General features: G+C 78.7%; 16 protein-coding genes. 11 read left to right on the forward strand and 5 right to left on the reverse strand.

What is annotated here, in order from left to right; translation table 11 throughout:
* The first annotated feature begins 99 nt into the window (after window positions 1-99).
* The 11 genes from VER05_RS19105 (at window position 100) to VER05_RS19155 (ending at window position 12,045) form a co-directional block, all read left to right on the forward strand.
* Window positions 100-1,257, forward strand: coding sequence for a DUF916 domain-containing protein (locus VER05_RS19105; RefSeq protein ID WP_324846894.1), 1,158 nt, complete (start codon window positions 100-102; stop codon window positions 1,255-1,257).
* A gap of 79 nt (window positions 1,258-1,336) precedes the next feature.
* The gene (locus VER05_RS19110) at window positions 1,337-2,347 is read left to right on the forward strand and encodes a sugar phosphate isomerase/epimerase family protein (protein ID WP_147796588.1); all 1,011 of its coding nucleotides are present in this window, start codon (window positions 1,337-1,339) and stop codon (window positions 2,345-2,347) included.
* Window positions 2,344-3,513, forward strand: coding sequence for an inositol-3-phosphate synthase (locus tag VER05_RS19115; protein WP_324846895.1), 1,170 nt, complete (start codon window positions 2,344-2,346; stop codon window positions 3,511-3,513). Before VER05_RS19110 ends, VER05_RS19115 begins: the two co-directional genes overlap by 4 nt.
* Entirely contained in the window at window positions 3,510-4,673 is a 1,164-nt protein-coding gene (locus tag VER05_RS19120) for an SCO3242 family prenyltransferase (RefSeq protein WP_324846896.1), read from the forward strand. The genes VER05_RS19115 and VER05_RS19120 overlap by 4 nt, the downstream gene beginning before the upstream one ends.
* Complete coding sequence (locus VER05_RS19125) at window positions 4,670-5,569, forward strand: sugar phosphate isomerase/epimerase family protein (protein ID WP_324846897.1); 900 nt, start codon at window positions 4,670-4,672, stop codon at window positions 5,567-5,569. Before VER05_RS19120 ends, VER05_RS19125 begins: the two co-directional genes overlap by 4 nt.
* A 152-nt stretch (window positions 5,570-5,721) precedes the next feature.
* A complete protein-coding gene (locus tag VER05_RS19130; protein ID WP_324846898.1) occupies window positions 5,722-6,471 on the forward strand; it encodes an EboA domain-containing protein in 750 nt (249 codons plus the stop codon).
* A complete protein-coding gene (locus tag VER05_RS19135) occupies window positions 6,471-7,346 on the forward strand; it encodes a TatD family hydrolase (protein WP_324846899.1) in 876 nt (291 codons plus the stop codon). Before VER05_RS19130 ends, VER05_RS19135 begins: the two co-directional genes overlap by 1 nt.
* A gap of 2 nt (window positions 7,347-7,348) precedes the next feature.
* The gene (eboE, locus tag VER05_RS19140) at window positions 7,349-8,578 is read left to right on the forward strand and encodes a metabolite traffic protein EboE (RefSeq protein ID WP_324846932.1); all 1,230 of its coding nucleotides are present in this window, start codon (window positions 7,349-7,351) and stop codon (window positions 8,576-8,578) included.
* Window positions 8,575-9,981 carry an alkaline phosphatase family protein gene (locus VER05_RS19145; RefSeq protein WP_324846900.1) on the forward strand — a complete coding sequence of 469 codons (1,407 nt, stop codon included), beginning with the start codon at window positions 8,575-8,577 and terminating at the stop codon, window positions 9,979-9,981. The genes eboE and VER05_RS19145 overlap by 4 nt, the downstream gene beginning before the upstream one ends.
* 202 nt (window positions 9,982-10,183) lie before the next feature.
* Window positions 10,184-11,680, forward strand: coding sequence for an RNB domain-containing ribonuclease (locus VER05_RS19150; RefSeq protein ID WP_324846901.1), 1,497 nt, complete (start codon window positions 10,184-10,186; stop codon window positions 11,678-11,680).
* Between the two features lie 68 nt (window positions 11,681-11,748).
* Complete coding sequence (locus VER05_RS19155) at window positions 11,749-12,045, forward strand: hypothetical protein (protein ID WP_324846902.1); 297 nt, start codon at window positions 11,749-11,751, stop codon at window positions 12,043-12,045.
* A gap of 93 nt (window positions 12,046-12,138) precedes the next feature.
* Here the strand turns inward: VER05_RS19155 and VER05_RS19160 are convergent, their stop codons facing one another.
* The 5 genes from VER05_RS19160 to VER05_RS19180 all read right to left on the reverse strand — a co-directional run bounded on the left by VER05_RS19160 (window position 12,139) and on the right by VER05_RS19180 (window position 15,578).
* On the reverse strand, window positions 12,139-12,372 hold the full coding sequence (locus VER05_RS19160; protein ID WP_324846903.1) for a hypothetical protein: 234 nt from the start codon (window positions 12,370-12,372) through the stop codon (window positions 12,139-12,141).
* 52 nt (window positions 12,373-12,424) lie between these two features.
* The gene (locus VER05_RS19165; RefSeq protein WP_324846904.1) at window positions 12,425-12,751 is read right to left on the reverse strand and encodes a DUF3349 domain-containing protein; all 327 of its coding nucleotides are present in this window, start codon (window positions 12,749-12,751) and stop codon (window positions 12,425-12,427) included.
* Window positions 12,752-12,761: 10 nt separating this feature from the next.
* Window positions 12,762-13,064: a hypothetical protein gene (locus VER05_RS19170; RefSeq protein ID WP_324846905.1), complete on the reverse strand. Its 303-nt coding sequence runs from the start codon at window positions 13,062-13,064 to the stop codon at window positions 12,762-12,764.
* Window positions 13,064-14,290, reverse strand: a complete 1,227-nt coding sequence (locus VER05_RS19175; protein ID WP_324846906.1) for an inorganic phosphate transporter — start codon at window positions 14,288-14,290, stop codon at window positions 13,064-13,066. The genes VER05_RS19170 and VER05_RS19175 overlap by 1 nt, the downstream gene beginning before the upstream one ends.
* Window positions 14,291-14,396: 106 nt before the next feature.
* Entirely contained in the window at window positions 14,397-15,578 is a 1,182-nt protein-coding gene (locus tag VER05_RS19180; RefSeq protein ID WP_324846907.1) for a hypothetical protein, read from the reverse strand.
* Between the last annotated feature and the right edge of the window lie 83 nt (window positions 15,579-15,661).

A 15,661-nucleotide genomic window follows, 5' to 3' on the forward strand; every position in this document is an offset into this window, starting at 1 on the left:
CACGGGCCACCCGGCCCGCGCCGGCCGCGCCGCCCCGCACCACCCCGCACCACCCGCACCACCCGCACCCGTCGTCACCGTCGACCCGGAGGCCCCGCCGTGACCCCGACCCGCCGCGTCCCCGCCGCCCTCGCCGCGCTGGCGGCCGCCGTCGCCCTCGCGCTCGGCGGCGCGCTGCCGGCCGCAGGCGCCGCGGCTGCCCCGGCCGCCCCGGCCGCGCTGGTCGCGCCCGCCGCCGCGGACCCCGCGGCGGACCCCGCGGCCGGCGCCGCCGCCGACCCCGCGGCGGACCCCGCCGCCGCGAGCACCCAGGTGACCTGGGGCGTGCGCCCGGCCGACACCGTGCACGGCGCCGCCCGCCCGAACTTCGCGTACACCCTCCCGCCCGGCGGCACGCTCTCCGACGCCCTCGTCGTGACGAACAAGGGCGACGCCCCGCTGGCCCTCGACGTGTACGCCGCCGACGGCTTCCTCACCCCGGACGGCACCCTCGACGTGCTGGGCGCGGGGGAGGAGTCGACCGCGCTCGGCGCGTGGGTGCGCGTCGACACCCCCGAGATCGTGCTGGAGCCCGGCGCCGCCGCCGAGGTCCCGTTCACCCTGACCGTCCCGGACGACGCGCAGCCCGGCGACTACGCCGCGGGCATCGTGTCCAGCCTGCTCGTGGAGAACGCCGCGGGCGTCTCGGTCGACCGGCGGCTCGGCTCGCGCGTGCACCTGCGGGTGTCCGGCGACCTGGCGCCGGCGCTGGCCGTCACCGGCCTGCGCGTCGACTACGACGCCGGCGGCAACCCGGTCGCCCCGGGCGCCGCGACCGTCACGTTCACCGTGACCAACACCGGCAACGCCCGCCTCGCGCCCACCGAGCAGGTCCAGGTCGCGGGCCTGTTCGGCCTCGGCCGGGCGCGCGCGGCGGCCGTCGACGTGCCCGAGCTCATCCCCGGCGCCTCCGTGCAGCGCAGCGTCCGGGTCGACGGCGTGTGGCCGCTGGTGCGGACCACCGCCACGATCGCCCTCGGCGGCGAGGTCGTCGCGCTCCCGGGCGCCGCGGCCGCCGACGCCGCGCCGCCGGTGCCCGGCGTCGTCGCCACCGGCACCGCCTGGGCGGTCCCGTGGGCCCTGATCGGCGCGCTGGCCCTGGTCGTCGCGCTCGTGGCGCTCCGGGTGCTCGCCGGCCGCCGACGCCGGGTCCGGCACCAGCGCGCGGTCGACGCCGCCGTCGCCGACGCCCTCGCCCGCCGGGGGGCCACGACATGACGTGAGGCGCCCGCACCCCTGGACGCCGCGCGGCGGCGCCCCCCAGCATCGATGTTCCGCTCTCGACGAGGAGACCGACATGACCCGCCCCATCACCCTGTTCACCGGCCAGTGGGCCGACCTGCCGTTCGAGGAGGTGGCCCGGCTCGCGTCCGAGTGGGGCTACGACGGCCTCGAGATCGCCTGCTGGGGCGACCACCTCGACCCCTGGCGCTGGGACGACGACGCCTACGTCGCCTCCCGGCTGGAGATCCTGGACCGCTACGGCCTGAAGGTCTGGGCCATCTCCAACCACCTCAAGGGCCAGGCCGTCTGCGACGACCCGATCGACCTGCGGCACGAGGACATGCTGTCCGCGCGCGTGTGGGGCGACGGCGACCCCGAGGGCGTCCGGCAGCGCGCCGCCGAGGAGCTGAAGCACACCGCGCGGATCGCGGCGAAGCTCGGCGTCGACACCGTCGTCGGGTTCACCGGGTCGTCGATCTGGAAGTACGTGGCGATGTTCCCGCCGGTGCCGGCCGCCGTCATCGAGGCGGGCTACCAGGACTTCGCCGACCGCTGGAACCCGATCCTCGACGTGTTCGACGAGGTGGGCGTCCGGTTCGCGCACGAGGTGCACCCGAGCGAGATCGCCTACGACTACTGGACGACGGTGCGCACCCTGGAGGCGATCGGGCACCGCGAGGCGTTCGGCCTCAACTGGGACCCGAGCCACATGGTCTGGCAGGACCTGGACCCGGTCGCGTTCCTCTGGGACTTCCGGGACCGGATCTACCACGTCGACTGCAAGGACACGAAGAAGCGGATGGGCAACGGCCGCAACGGCCGGCTCGGCTCGCACCTGCCGTGGGCCGACCCGCGGCGCGGCTGGGACTTCATCTCCACCGGCCACGGCGACGTGCCGTGGGAGGACGCGTTCCGGGTGCTCAACACCATCGGCTACACCGGCCCGATCTCCGTCGAGTGGGAGGACGCCGGCATGGACCGGCTGCTGGGTGCGCCCGAGGCGCTGGCGTTCGTCAAGCGGCTCGCGTTCGACGCCCCGGAGGCGGCGTTCGACGCCGCGTTCTCGACGAAGGGCGACGCGTGACCGCCGACGCCCGCGCGCGCACCGGGCTGTGGCTCGTCGGCGCGCGCGGGTCGGTCGGCACCACCGCGGCCCTCGGCCTGGCGGCGCTGTCCGCCGGGCACGCGGGCGCCGCCGGCTGCGTCACGGCGGCGCCGGCGTTCGCGGGGCTGCCGCTGCCGGACTGGGGGGACCTGGTCGTCGGCGGGCACGACGTCAGCGACGTGTCGCTCGCCAAGCGCGCGGAGGCCCTGGTCGACGCGGGGATGATCCCGGCGCCGCTGCTCGCCGCCACCGCGCACGCCCTGGACGCCGCCGACGCCGAGGTCCGGCCCGGGCACCGCGGGCCGCTCGTGCCCGGCGGGTCGCAGCAGCAGGTCGCCGAGCGGCTGGCCGCGGACATCACGGGGTTCGCCGCGCGGCACGACCTGGCGCGGGTGGTCGTGGTCGACGTCTCGTCCACCGAGCCGCCCGCGCACCCGACGCCCGCGCACGAGGACCCGGCGGCGCTGGCCGCGGCCGTGCAGGAGCCCGGGCGGGTCGTGCTGCCGCCGTCGTCCGTCGCCGCGTACGCCGCCGTGCTCGCGGGCGCGGCCTACGCCGGGTTCACGCCGTCCGCCGGCCTGGGGCTGCCCGCGCTGCAGGCGCTCGCCGCCGAGGCGGGCGTCCCCGTCGCCGGGCAGGACGGCAAGACCGGCCAGACCTGGCTGCGCACGGTGCTCGCGCCGGCCTTCGCCGACCGGGGGCTGCGGGTGCTGTCCTGGGCCGGCACCAACCTGCTCGGCGGGGGAGACGGCGCCACCCTGGCCGACCCGGAGGCGGTGCGCTCCAAGCTCGCCTCCAAGACCCGCGGGCTGCGCGACCTCACCGGGTCCGACGTGACGCCCCTGCACATCGACCACGTGCCCGACCTCGGGGACGTCAAGGTCGCGTGGGACCACGTGCACGCCGAGGGGTTCCTCGGGTCGCGGATCACCCTGCAGACCACCTGGTCCGCGTACGACTCGATGCTCGCGGCGCCGATGGTGCTCGACCTGGCGCGGCTGCTCGCGCTCGCGCACGCCGGCGGGGTCGCGGGCGTGGTGCCCGAGCTGGGGTTCTTCTTCAAGGACCCCTGGGGCTCCGACCGGCACGCCGCCGCCGACCAGGCCGGCGACCTCGTCCGGTGGGCCCGGGGGCTGGCCGCGTGACGGCCGTGCTGCCGGGCGGGGGAGGCGCGGCCGTGCTGGGGGCGGCCGCGCCCGGCGAGGTCGTCGGTTCCGGCCCCGGCGGCCCGGCGCAACCGTCGACCTCGGGCGCACCCGCCGACCTCGGCGGCCCTGCGCGCGTGGGCGTGGCGCCTGGGCCCGGCGCGCTGCGCAGCCCGCTCCGGGACCACGCCGAGCTCGTGCGCGCGCCCGCCGTGCTGACCGTGCTCGGCGACACGGTGGCCGGCGCGGCGGCGGTCGGGCTCCCGCTCGCCGGGCGCCGCGCGCTGCTGCCGCTCGCGTCCGCCTGCCTGTACGCGGGCGGCATGGCGCTGAACGACTGGGCCGACCGCGAGGTCGACGCCGCCGAGCGCCCCGAGCGCCCGATCCCGTCCGGCCGCATCACTCCGGGGCACGCCCTGCGCGTCGCGGGCGGCCTCGGCGCGGCGGGGCTCGCGCTCGCCGCGGTGGGCGGGGGCCGGCGGGCGTTCGCCGTGGCGGTCCCGCTGGCCGCGGCGGTGTGGCTGTACGACGCCCGGCTCAAGGACACCGCCGCCGGCCCGGTCGCGATGGCGGCGTGCCGGGGGCTGGACGTGCTGCTCGGCGCGGGGGTGGGGCACCTGCGCGCCGCCGCCCCGGCCGCCGCGGCGCTGGCCGCGCACACCGCGGGGGTCACCGTGCTGTCCCGCGGCGAGGTGCACGGCACGACCCGCGCGGTGGCAGGCGCGGTCGCCGCGGGCTCGCTCGCGGTGGCGGGCGCGGTCCTCGCCCGCCCCGCACGCCGGGCGACCGCGGGGACGTCGCCGCCCGGCGCCCTCGGGTGGGACGTCGTGACGGACACGCCGACGGCGTGTCCGTCACGACGTTCCACTGACCAGGGACTCGGTACGGCGGGCCGTGTCGGCTCGGACCTCGCCACGGCCGCGACCGTGGCCGCCTACCTCGCGCAGTGCCTGCCCCCGCAGGTCGCGGCGGCGCGCGCGCCGACCGCCCCCGCCGCCCGCGCGGCCACGGGCGCCGGCATCCGCGCGATGATCCCGCTGCAGGCCTCGTGGGCCGCCCGCGCCGGCCGGCCCGGGGCCGCGCTCGCGCTCGGGGCCGTCGCCGCGGCGGGCTCGCTGCTCCGCCGGGCGACCGGGCCGCGGGCGGTGAGCGAGACGTGACGGCGCTCCCGTTCGCCCTCGGGTACGGCACCAACGGGCTCGGCGACCACCCGCTGCCGGCGGCGCTCGACCTGCTGGCGGAGGCCGGGTACGACGCCGTCGCGCTCACCCTCGGCTTCCCGCACCTCGACCCGTGGGCGCCCGCCGCCGACCTCGCCGCCCTGCGCGACCGGCTCGCCCGCGCCCGCGACGGCCGGGGGATGCGCGTCGTCGTCGAGACCGGCACCCGGTACCTGCTCGACCCGCGCCGCAAGCACGCCCCGGCGCTGGTCGACGCGGACGCCGGCCCGCGGCTGGCCTACCTGCGCCGGGCTGTCGAGGTCGCCGCCGCGCTGGGCGCCCCGGCGGTGCAGCTGTTCTCGGGGGTGCGCGCGCCCGACGTGCCCGCGGCCGTGGCCGACGACCGGCTGCGGGGGCGGCTGCCCGGGCTGGTCCGGCACGCCGCCGAGCACGGGGTCCGGCTGGCCCTCGAGCCCGAGCCCGGCATGCACGTCGAGACCGTCGCGGACGCCCTGCGGCTGCGGTCCGACCTCGGCGACCCGGACGCGCTCGGCCTGACCGTCGACGTCGGGCACTGCCTCGTCGTCGAGCCGGGCGGCGTCGCCGGCGCCCTGACCGCCGCGGGCCGGAACCTCGCGCACGTGCAGATCGACGACATGCCGCGCACCCACCACGACCACCGGCCGTTCGGTGAGGGCGACCTCGACCTGTCCGGCGCGGTGGCGGCGATCGCCCGGGTCGCCGCGGGGGCGGGCGGCTACGCCGGGGTGGTCTCCGTCGAGCTGCCCCGGCACTCGTGGGACGCGCCCCGGCAGGTCGCCGCCGCCGCCGACGCGATCCGCCGCGCCTGGGCGCAGGCCCGCGACCTCGCACCCGTCCCCGTACCCCTGCCCTGACCCGCTCGCCGAGAGGGAGTGACACCGTGACGCCGACGACGTCGTCCGACCCCGCCGCACCGACCGCCGCCACCGGGGGGCCGGCGGCGCCTGCCCCGCCCCGCGCACCCGCCGCGCCTGCCGCCGGCGGTGTCGCCGGTGCTGCGGGACCGGTGCCCGCCGCACCCGCCCCCACCGCGGCCGCGCGCGCCGCGGCACCCCCGCTCACCGCCGTCGTCGCGGCCGCCCGCGCCCCGCACGCCGGCTGGCTCGCCGACGCCCTGGCCGAGGTCCGCCGCGACCCGCGCGCCGCCGACGGGGCGTTCCCGCTCGCCGGGCGCCGGGTCGGCCGCGCCCCGCTCCGCCCGGCCACGGACCCGGCCGGCGTCGTGCACGGCACCGTCGACGACGCCGCGCGCGCGGCGCTCGTCCTGGCCCTCGGCGCGGCCCACCGCGGCGACGCCGACCGCCTCGCCGCGCACCTGGCCGACCTGTACCGCGCGGGCGACACCGCCGAGCGCCGCGGCGTGCTCCGCGGGCTCGACGCCCTCGCGGTCGCGTCCGGGGGCGACCTGCCGGCCCCGGTCGTCGCGGTCGGCCGGGACCTGGCCGCGGACGCGCTCCGCGCCAACGACACCTCGCTCGTCGCCGCCGCGGTCGGCCCGTTCGCGGCCGCGCACCTCGACCAGCACACCTGGCGGCACGCCGTCGTGAAGCTGGTGTTCCAGGGCACCGGCCTCGACGCCGTCGCCGCGCTGGACGACCGCGCCGACGCGGAGCTCGCCCGGATGGCGCGCGACCTGGCCGCGGAGCGCCGCGCCGCCGGCCGCGCCGTCCCCGACGACCTGTCCCGCCTGACCACCCCCGCGCCGGCCGGTGCCGCCGCCGGACCCACCCGCACCGTCGACACCGAGGAGCCGTGATGCGCATCTTCGACCCGCACGTCCACATGACCAGCCGCACGACCGACGACTACGAGGCCATGTACGCCGCCGGCGTCCGCGCGATCGTCGAGCCCGCCTTCTGGCTGGGGCAGCCGCGGACCAGCGTCGGCTCGTTCGTCGACTACTTCGACGCCCTGCTCGGCTGGGAGCGGTTCCGGGCCGCCCAGTTCGGCATCCGGCACCACGCGACGATCGCCCTGAACCCGAAGGAGGCGAACGACCCCCGGTGCACCGAGGTCCTCGACGTCATCCCGCGGTACCTGGCCAAGGACGGCGTCGTCGCGGTCGGGGAGGTCGGCTACGACGCCATGACCCCCGCCGAGGACGAGGCGTTCAGCCGGCAGCTGGCCCTGGCGCTCGACGCCGAGCTCCCGGTGCTCGTGCACACGCCGCACCGGGACAAGCAGGCGGGCACCCGCCGGACCCTGGACGTCGTCCGGGAGTCGGGCCTGCCCGCGGGTCGCGTGCTCGTCGACCACCTCAACGAGACCACCGTCGCCGCCGTGCGGGACGCCGGCGCGTGGGCCGGGTTCTCGATCTACCCCGACACCAAGATGGACGAGACCCGGATGGTCGCGATCCTGCGGGAGTACGGCACCGAGCGGATGATCGTGAACTCCGCGGCCGACTGGGGCCGGTCCGACCCGCTCAAGACCTGGCGCACCGGCATGACCATGCTGGAGCAGGGCTTCACCGAGGACGACGTCGACCGGGTGCTGTGGCGCAACCCCGTCGAGTTCTACGGCCAGTCCGGCAACCTCGTCCTCGACCCGGTGCCGGGGTTCGTGGCGGAGGCTCCTCCGGCGCCGGCCACCTTCGAGGGCTCCTCCGTCCTGCGGGGGGTGCGCGCGTGACCATGCCGCTGTCCTACTGCACCAACGTGCACCCGGCCGAGGACCTCGACGGCGTCCTCGCCCAGCTCGACCGGTACGCCGGCCCGGTCCGCGCGGCCGCGGGCCTCGACACCCTCGGGGTCGGCCTGTGGCTGCCCGCCGACCTCGCGCACCGGCTCGCGGCGAGCCCGGCCGACCGGGACCGGCTGCGTGCCGCCCTCGCGCGGCACCGGCTGACCGTGCACACGCTCAACGCGTTCCCGTACGGCGGCTTCCACGCCGAGGTCGTCAAGCGCGCGGTGTACTCGCCGACCTGGGCGGACCCGGCCCGGGCCGCGTACACCCTGGCGTGCGCCGAGGTGCTCGCCGACCTGCTGCCCGACGGGGTCGACGGCTCGATCTCGACCCTGCCGCTCGCCTGGCGCGAGCCGTGGTCCGCGGCCGACGACGCCGCCGCGACCGCCGCGCTGGCCGACGTCTCCGCGGGGCTGCGCGCCCTCGCCGCGCGCACCGGCCGCACCGTGCGGCTGGCGGTCGAGCCCGAGCCCGGCTGCGTCCTCGACACCGTCGCCGACGTCGTCGGCTGGCTGGAGCCGCGGCTCGGCGCCGGGCCGGGGCGGATCGACCCGGAGCACGTCGGCGTCTGCCTCGACACCTGCCACCTGGCCGTCTCGTTCGCCGACCCGGTCGCCGCCGTCCGGCGCATCCGGCAGGCGGGGCTCCGGGTGGTCAAGGTGCAGGCGTCCGCCGCCCTGCACGTCGTCGACCCCGCCGACCCGGCGTCGCGAGCCGCCGTCGCGCGGTTCGCCGAGCCCCGCTACCTGCACCAGGTGCGCGAGCGCAGCGGGGGAGCGGTCCACCCGGCCGACGACCTGCCGGACGCCCTCGACGCCCGCACCGGGCTCCCGGGTGCCGGCCCCTGGCGGGTGCACGTGCACGTCCCCCTGCACGCGCGGCCCGCGGCCCCGCTCGAGGCCACCACCGACGTCCTGCGCGACGCCGTGACGGCCGTCCTGCGCGGCCCGCACGGCGACGCCGCCCACCTCGACGTCGAGACCTACACCTGGGCCGTCCTGCCGGACGACCTCGCCGCCCGCGCCGCCGACGACCTCGTGGCCGGCATCGCCGCCGAGCTGCGGTGGGCCGTCGAGCACCTGGACCGCGGGTCCTGGTGGGACGCCGACGCCGGCGCCGGCGGCGCGGGCGCCGGCGACACCGACCGCGACGTCCGCACCACCCGGAGGACCGCATGAAGCCCCTGCTCCTGCTCGACGTCGTCGGGCTGACCCCGCGCGCCCTCGCGCACATGCCGCGGCTGTCCCGGCTCGCCGACGGCGGCTGGCGCGCGGGCCTGCGCACCGTGCTGCCGGCGGTCACCTGCTCCGTGCAGTCGACGATGCTCACCGGCCGCGCGCCGTCGGGGCACGGGATCGTCGGGAACGGCTGGTACTTCCGCGACCTCGGCGAGGTGCACCTGTGGCGGCAGCACAACCGGCTGGTCGCGGGGGAGAAGGTCTGGGAGACCGCCCGCCGCGCCGAGCCCGGGTACACCGCGGCCAACGTCTGCTGGTGGTACGCGATGGGCATGTCCACCGACGTCACCGTCACGCCGCGGCCGGTCTACCACGCGGACGGCCGCAAGTCCCCGGACGCCTACGTGCGGCCGCCGGCCCTGCACGACGAGCTGGTCGACCGGCTCGGCGCCTTCCCGCTGTTCCAGTACTGGGGCCCGACCGCGTCGATCGCGTCGTCCGAGTGGATCGTCGCCGCCACCCGGCACCTCATGGCCACCCGGCCCGCCGACCTGACGATGGCCTACGTCCCGCACCTCGACTACGACCTGCAGCGCTTCGGCCCGCTGGACCCCCGCGCCGACGCCGCGGCCGCCGACCTCGACCGGGCGCTGACCCCGCTGCTGGACGACGCCGAGGCCCGGGGCGCCACGGTGCTCGCGGTGTCGGAGTACGGCATCGAGCCCGCCTCCCGCCCTGTGCACCTCAACCGGCTGCTGCGCGCGGAGGGGCTGCTGCACGTCTACACCCAGGCCAACGGCGAGCAGCTCGACCCGTGGACCTCCCGCGCCTTCGCCGTCGCCGACCACCAGGTCGCGCACGTCTACGTCGCCGACCCGGCCGACGTCCCGCGCGTCGCGGCGCTGCTCCGGGGCGTCCCGGGCGTCGACGAGGTGCTCGACCGCGCCGCGCAGGCCCGCTACGGCCTGGACCACGACCGGTCCGGCGAGCTCGTGGTCGTCGCCGAGCCGGGCGCCTGGTTCACCTACCCGTTCTGGCTCGACGACGACCGGGCGCCGGACTACGCGCGCGGCGTCGACATCCACCGGAAGCCCGGCTACGACCCGGCCGAGCTGTTCTTCGCGGACGGGGCGGCGAAGGCCCGCGCGGGGCTGAACCTGCTGAAGAAGAAGCTCGGCTTGCGGTACGCGATGTCGACGACCCCGCTCGACCCCGGGCGGGTGGCGGGCAGCCACGGCCGGCTCCCGACGTCCGCGGCCGACGCGCCCGTGGTGCTGTGCTCCGACCCGGACGTCCCGCCGACCGTCGCGGCCGCCCTGGCGGCGGGCGACTCGGTGCCGGCGGCGGCGATCCGGTCGGCGGTGCTGGAGCTCCAGGGCCTGGGGGCGGTGGCGGCCGCCTAAGGGGCCGCGCCGCGCGCGTGCTGGGGCGGGAGCCACCCCCACCCGATTCTCGCTCCGTCCCCCGGAAGATCGGGGGCCTCGGGGAGAATCGGGTGGGGACCCGGCGGGCGCGCCCACCCGGCCCGCGACCCCGGACCGCGATCGGCGGCCCGGCCCGCGCGACCGCCGGGCACCCGCTCGCGTCCCGCCCTAGGCTCGCGGCGTGCCCCGACGCCACGTCCGCCTCCGCCCCGCGCCCACCGCCGCCGACGACGCCCGCCGGGTGGACGCCGACGTCCGGGCCGGCCTCGACGCCCTGCGCGCCGAGCTCGACGTCCCCGCCGCCTTCCCGGCCGACGTGCGGGCCGAGGTCGACGCCGTGCTGGCCGCCGGACCCGCCTCGGCACCCGCCGGTGCGCCCGAGCGGGTCGACGCGACCGACGTCCCGTTCGTCACCGTCGACCCCGAGGGCTCGCGGGACCTCGACCAGGCCGTGCACCTCGAGCGCCGCGGGGCGGGCTACCGGGTGCGGTACGCCATCGCCGACGTGGCCGCCTGGGTCCGCCCGGGCGGCGCCGTCGACGCCGAGGCCCGCCGCCGGGTCGTCACCCTCTACGCCCCGGACGGCCGGACCCCGCTGCACCCGCCCGAGCTCTCCGAGGGCGCCGCGAGCCTGCTGCCGGGCCAGGACGCGCCGGCGCTGCTCTGGGAGATCGACCTGGACGCCGACGGCGCGCCCACCGAGGCGCACGTCCGCCGGGCGACCGTCCGCAGCCGGGCCCAGCTCACCTACGAGGGCGCGCAGCGCGCGCTGGACGACGCCACCGCGGACGAGACCCTCGTGCTGCTCCGCGCGGTCGGGCGGCTGCGGCAGGCCGCCGAGGTCGCGCGCGGCGGCCTGACCCTGCCGACGCCCGAGCAGGTGGTCGAGGTCGACGCCCGGGGCCGGTGGACCCTGACCAGCCGGGCGACGCTGCCCGTCGAGGAGTGGAACGCCCAGGTGTCGCTGCTCACCGGGATGTGCGCGGCCACGATGATGCTCGACGCCCGGGTCGGCGTCCTGCGCACCCTGCCGCCGGCCGACCCGCGCGACGTCGAGCGGCTCCGGTCGTCGGCACGGGCGCTGGGCGTGCCGTGGCCGGACGGTGCCGACCACGCCGAGGTCGTCCGGGGGCTGGACGCCGCGGTGCCCGCGCACGCCGCGCTGCTCACCGAGGCCACGACGCTGCTGCGCGGCGCCGCGTACGTCGCGTTCGACGGCGAGGCGCCCGAGCAGCCGCTGCACGCGGCGATCGCCGCCCCGTACGCGCACGCCACGGCGCCGCTGCGCCGGCTGGTCGACCGGTTCGTCGGCGAGGTGTGCCTGGCGGCGTCGGCGGGGCACGAGGTGCCCGCGTGGGCCCGCGCGGCGCTGCCGGACCTGCCCGCGCTGATGGCCGCGGGGGACCGGCGGGCGTCCGCGTACGAGCGGGGCTGCGTCGACCTCGTCGAGGCGGCGCTGCTGTCCTCGCGGGTCGGCGAGGAGTTCGACGGCGTCGTGGTCGACGTCCGGGACGGCGGGGACAGCGGCGTCGTGCAGCTCCGGGACCCGGCGGTGCGCGGGCGGGTCGCGGGCGCGGCGCTGCCGCTCGGCACCGACGTGCGCGTGCGGCTGGACGCGGTGTCGGTGCCGGAGCGGACGGTCCGGTTCGTCCTCGACGGGGAGGCCGCCGCGCGCTGACGGCCGTCGCAGGCAGGAGCGCACCGCCCCGGGTGCCGGCGCGGACGCCGCGGGCTAGCGTCGGCCGGGTGCCCCGTCCGACGTCCGCGGCCGTCGCCGCGTCGAGCCGGTGGACCGACCCCGACGGGGTGCGCGTCCCCGCCGGCGAGGTGCACGCCTGGGAGCCCGGGCGCAACGAGACGGTCTGCGGGCTGTCGCTGCACCGGTCCGCGCTGGAGCGGTTCCCGCACGTCCGGTGGGCCGACGTGCAGCCCGCCACCGGTCGGCACGCCGACGCGGTCGGCCGGGTCTGCCCGCGCTGCGCGGCCGGGACGGGGCGGCGTCGCGACGAGAAGCCGTGGCGCCGGGTCGACCCGCGTCCGTAGGCGGGGCCGCGCGGCCCGTGGCGCCGGCCGGGGACGTCCGACGACGGCGCGGCGCCCGCCCGCGAGGTCGCTCCGAGCCGACCGGGTACGGCGTCAGACCACGGGCGCCCTGGGGTCCGACGGCGCGCCGTCGTCCGGGTGCGCCGCTGCCCGAGCCGCCCGGGCCCGCCGCCCCGCCGCCTCCTCCGCGTCCACCCGGCGCGCGTCGAGCATCCCGTCGCGCACCCCGCGGCGCACGACGGCGTAGAGGACCAGCGCGACGACGGCGGCCGGCACCAGCCACGCGAGGACGAGGACCGCGACCGACGCGACCGACAGCTCGAACATCCCGCCACGCTACCGGCGCGCCGGCGACCCGCGGGCGGGTTCCGGCGCCCACCTACCCGCGCGCGTCCGGCCCCGCGAGCGGCCAGCCGCCCCGCGCCAGGTGCGCCGAGACGCGCGCCACGTCCTCCTCCGACGCGGCGTCGAGCGTCGCCGCCCCCACCAGCCGCTCGACGTCCGCTGTGGTGATCTCCGCGCCCCGGCTCGCCAGCACGGCGAGGTCGCCCGCGATCTGGTGCACCTCGGCGTCGGTGAGCGACCGCCGCAGCAGCCCGAGCAGCACCACGTAGTCCTGCTGCGGCACGCCGGCGGGGTAGCCCGCGCGCAGCCACCGCAGCACCCGGGCGGGCCAGGTGCCGGCCCCCGTCCCCGTCTCGGTCATCGCGGGCCCCTCACGCCTTCTCGACCAGCAGCGGCCCGCCACCGAGGCTCACCTCGTAGCCGAGCCCGGACGCCACGACGACGGTGATGCCGAGCAGCACCCCCGCGACCGTCAGCGCGAAGCAGAGCACCCCGAGCGCCCGCCCGAGCGGGTGCGGCCGCGGCGCCTCGCCCGCGGCGTGCTCCTCGGCGTCGCCGCCGGTGCCCCACGCCGTCGCGCGCAGGCCCAGCCCGAACAGCACCGGCAGGCCGGCGCCCAGCGCCAGCGACACCAGCAGCACCTGGCCCAGCATCCCCGTCTCGGTCGCCAGCATCAGCGCACCCCTCCCGCCGCGGCCGGGCGGCGCTCGCGCGCCGGCTCCTGCCACTCGTCGTTGACGTTGCCCGCGTGCACCGCGTCCCGCCGCGACCGCACGTACATGGCGCCGCTCAGCGCGACCAGCACCAGGACCACCGCGGCCGCCCCGAGCACCCCGCCGCCGAGCGCGTGCGCGAGGAACCACGTCGCGGCCCCGACCAGCCCGGCCGCGGGCATCGTGATGAGCCAGGCGACGCCCATCCGGCCGGCGACCCGCCAGCGCACCGTGGCACCCGGCCGCCCGACGCCCGCGCCGAGCACCGAGCCGGTGGTGACCTGCGTCGTCGACAGCGGCAGGCCCAGGTGGCTGGACACCAGGATCGTGGCCGCGGAGGCGGTCTCGGCGGCCATGCCCTGCGGCGGCGCGATGTCGATCAGGCCCTTGCCGAGCGTGCGGATGATCCGCCAGCCGCCGAGGTAGGTGCCGAGCGCGATCGCCAGCGCGCAGCAGACCTTCACCCACAGCGGGATCGCCGTCGTGCTGGTCCAGCGCCCCGAGGCGATCAGGGCCAGCGTGATCACGCCCATCGTCTTCTGCGCGTCGTTCGTGCCGTGCGCGAGCGACACCAGCGAGGCGGAGCCGATCTGGCCCCAGCGGAACCCGCGCTCGGTGGACCGCGCGGCGACGCCGACGGTGACCCGGTAGACGAACCAGGTGCCCGTGGCGGCGACCACGCCCGCGATGACCGGCGACGCGACGGCCGGGATCACCACCTTGCCCAGGATGCCGTCGGGGTCGCCGCCGTCCCCGGTCCAGTGCACCGCGCCCCAGCCGAGGCCGGCGACGGTCGCGCCGACCAGCCCGCCGAACAGCGCGTGCGACGAGCTCGACGGCAGGCCGAGCAGCCAGGTGAGCAGGTTCCACACGATCGCCCCGACCAGTCCGGTCAGCACGATCAGCAGCAGCCCCGCGCCGCCGTCCTGGACGAGGTCGGGGCTGGGCGCGCCGTCGGGCTCCTGGATCCGCACGACGGCGTTGGTGACGGTGAGCGCCACCTCGACGGAGAGGAAGGCGCCCACCAGGTTGAGCACCGCGGAGAGGGTCACGGCCGCCTTCGGGGGCAGCGCGTGCGTGGCGATGGACGTGGCCATCGCGTTCGCCGTGTCGTGGAACCCGTTCGTGAAGTCGAACGCGAGCGCGACGACGACCACCAGCACGAGGATGACGGTTGCAGCGTCCACGGCGCCCACGGTGCTCCCGGCCCCCGCGGCGCGCACCAGGGGCACGGTTCCGTCGGCGAGTCGTCGCCCGCCGTTCACCCGCGCCCGGGAACCCGGGCCCGGCGCCTCAGCCGGTGAGCAGCGGGGTGAGCGCGACCACCACGCCGTCGGCCGGCCGCGTCGCGCCCGCGGCGGTGGCCCGGTCCGCGGCGACCGCCTCCTGCAGCTCGTCGAGCGCCTGCGCGAGCTCCGCGGCGGCGTGGTCCGCGTCGTCCGCGTCCTCGGTCCCGGCGCCGGGACCGTCCGGCCGCAGCGCCCGCACCAGGGCGGCGCCGGCCTCGATCGCCCGCGCCGTCCCCTCGCGGACCGCGTCCGCCCGCTCCTGGTCGCCCGCGCGGGCCAGGATCGGGACGTGCACCGACCGCTCCTCCGGGGGCGTCGCCCCGGCCTGCGCGACCGTGCGGGACGTGGCGACGGCGCGCCGCACGTCGAGCGCCACGACGGCGGCGGCGTCGAGGGACGACGCGTGCCGGTCCTGCCGCTGCCGCCACGACCGGTAGTGCCGGGCGGTCCAGTTGCCGCGGGCCGCCTCCTGGGCGTCGGCGACCGCGGCCTGGGCGTCGGCGCGCGCCGCGCGGAGCGCGCGGTCCGGCGGCACCGGGGCGTCGTCGTCGCGGACCGCCGCCGCCAGGGCGTCGAGATGCTCGCTGGTGGCCGCCCGGAGCCGGTCGAGCGACCGCTCCGCGGGGGTCAGCGGGAGCGGCGGCACGACGAGGTTCACGGCGACGCCGACCAGCGCGCCGAACAGGGTCAGGCCGACGTACGCCGAGATGTACCCGACCGGGTCGGCGTTCCCGATGATCAGCACGAACAGCGCGGCCGTCGGGACCCAGGAGCCCATGTCGCCGAGCAGCCGCCAGCCGGAGAGCAGCACCCCGACCAGCACGACGAGCGCCAGCCCCGCGACGCCCGGCAGGTCGAGGGCGTCGACCAGCCGCGCGACGACGGCGCCCAGCGCGATGGCGAGGACGGACTGGACCGAGCGCCGCGTCGTGCCCCGCACCGTCACCGACGTCGCGATGACCGCGCCGAGCGGCGCGTAGTACGGGTAGTCGCTCCACGGACCGGGCACGAGCCGCACGAGGACCCACGCGATCACCGCCGCGCCCGTCGTGCGGACGGCGCGGGTGAGCCACGGCCGGGCGGCGAGGAACCGCGAGGTCGCCGTGCCGGCGGCGCGGAACCGCGGCAGGCGCCGGGCGGAGGGCGGCGGCCCGGGCTCGGGCTCGAGGGCGGTGCGATCGGTCATCGTGCCCAGCGTCGCCCGCGGCGCGCCGCCGCGCACCCGGACCTCGGGCGCGGAGCGGGCGGGCGGGGCCGGTGGGCGGGGCC

This window comes from Cellulomonas sp., from assembly GCF_035634735.1.
GTDB lineage: Bacteria > Actinomycetota > Actinomycetes > Actinomycetales > Cellulomonadaceae > Cellulomonas.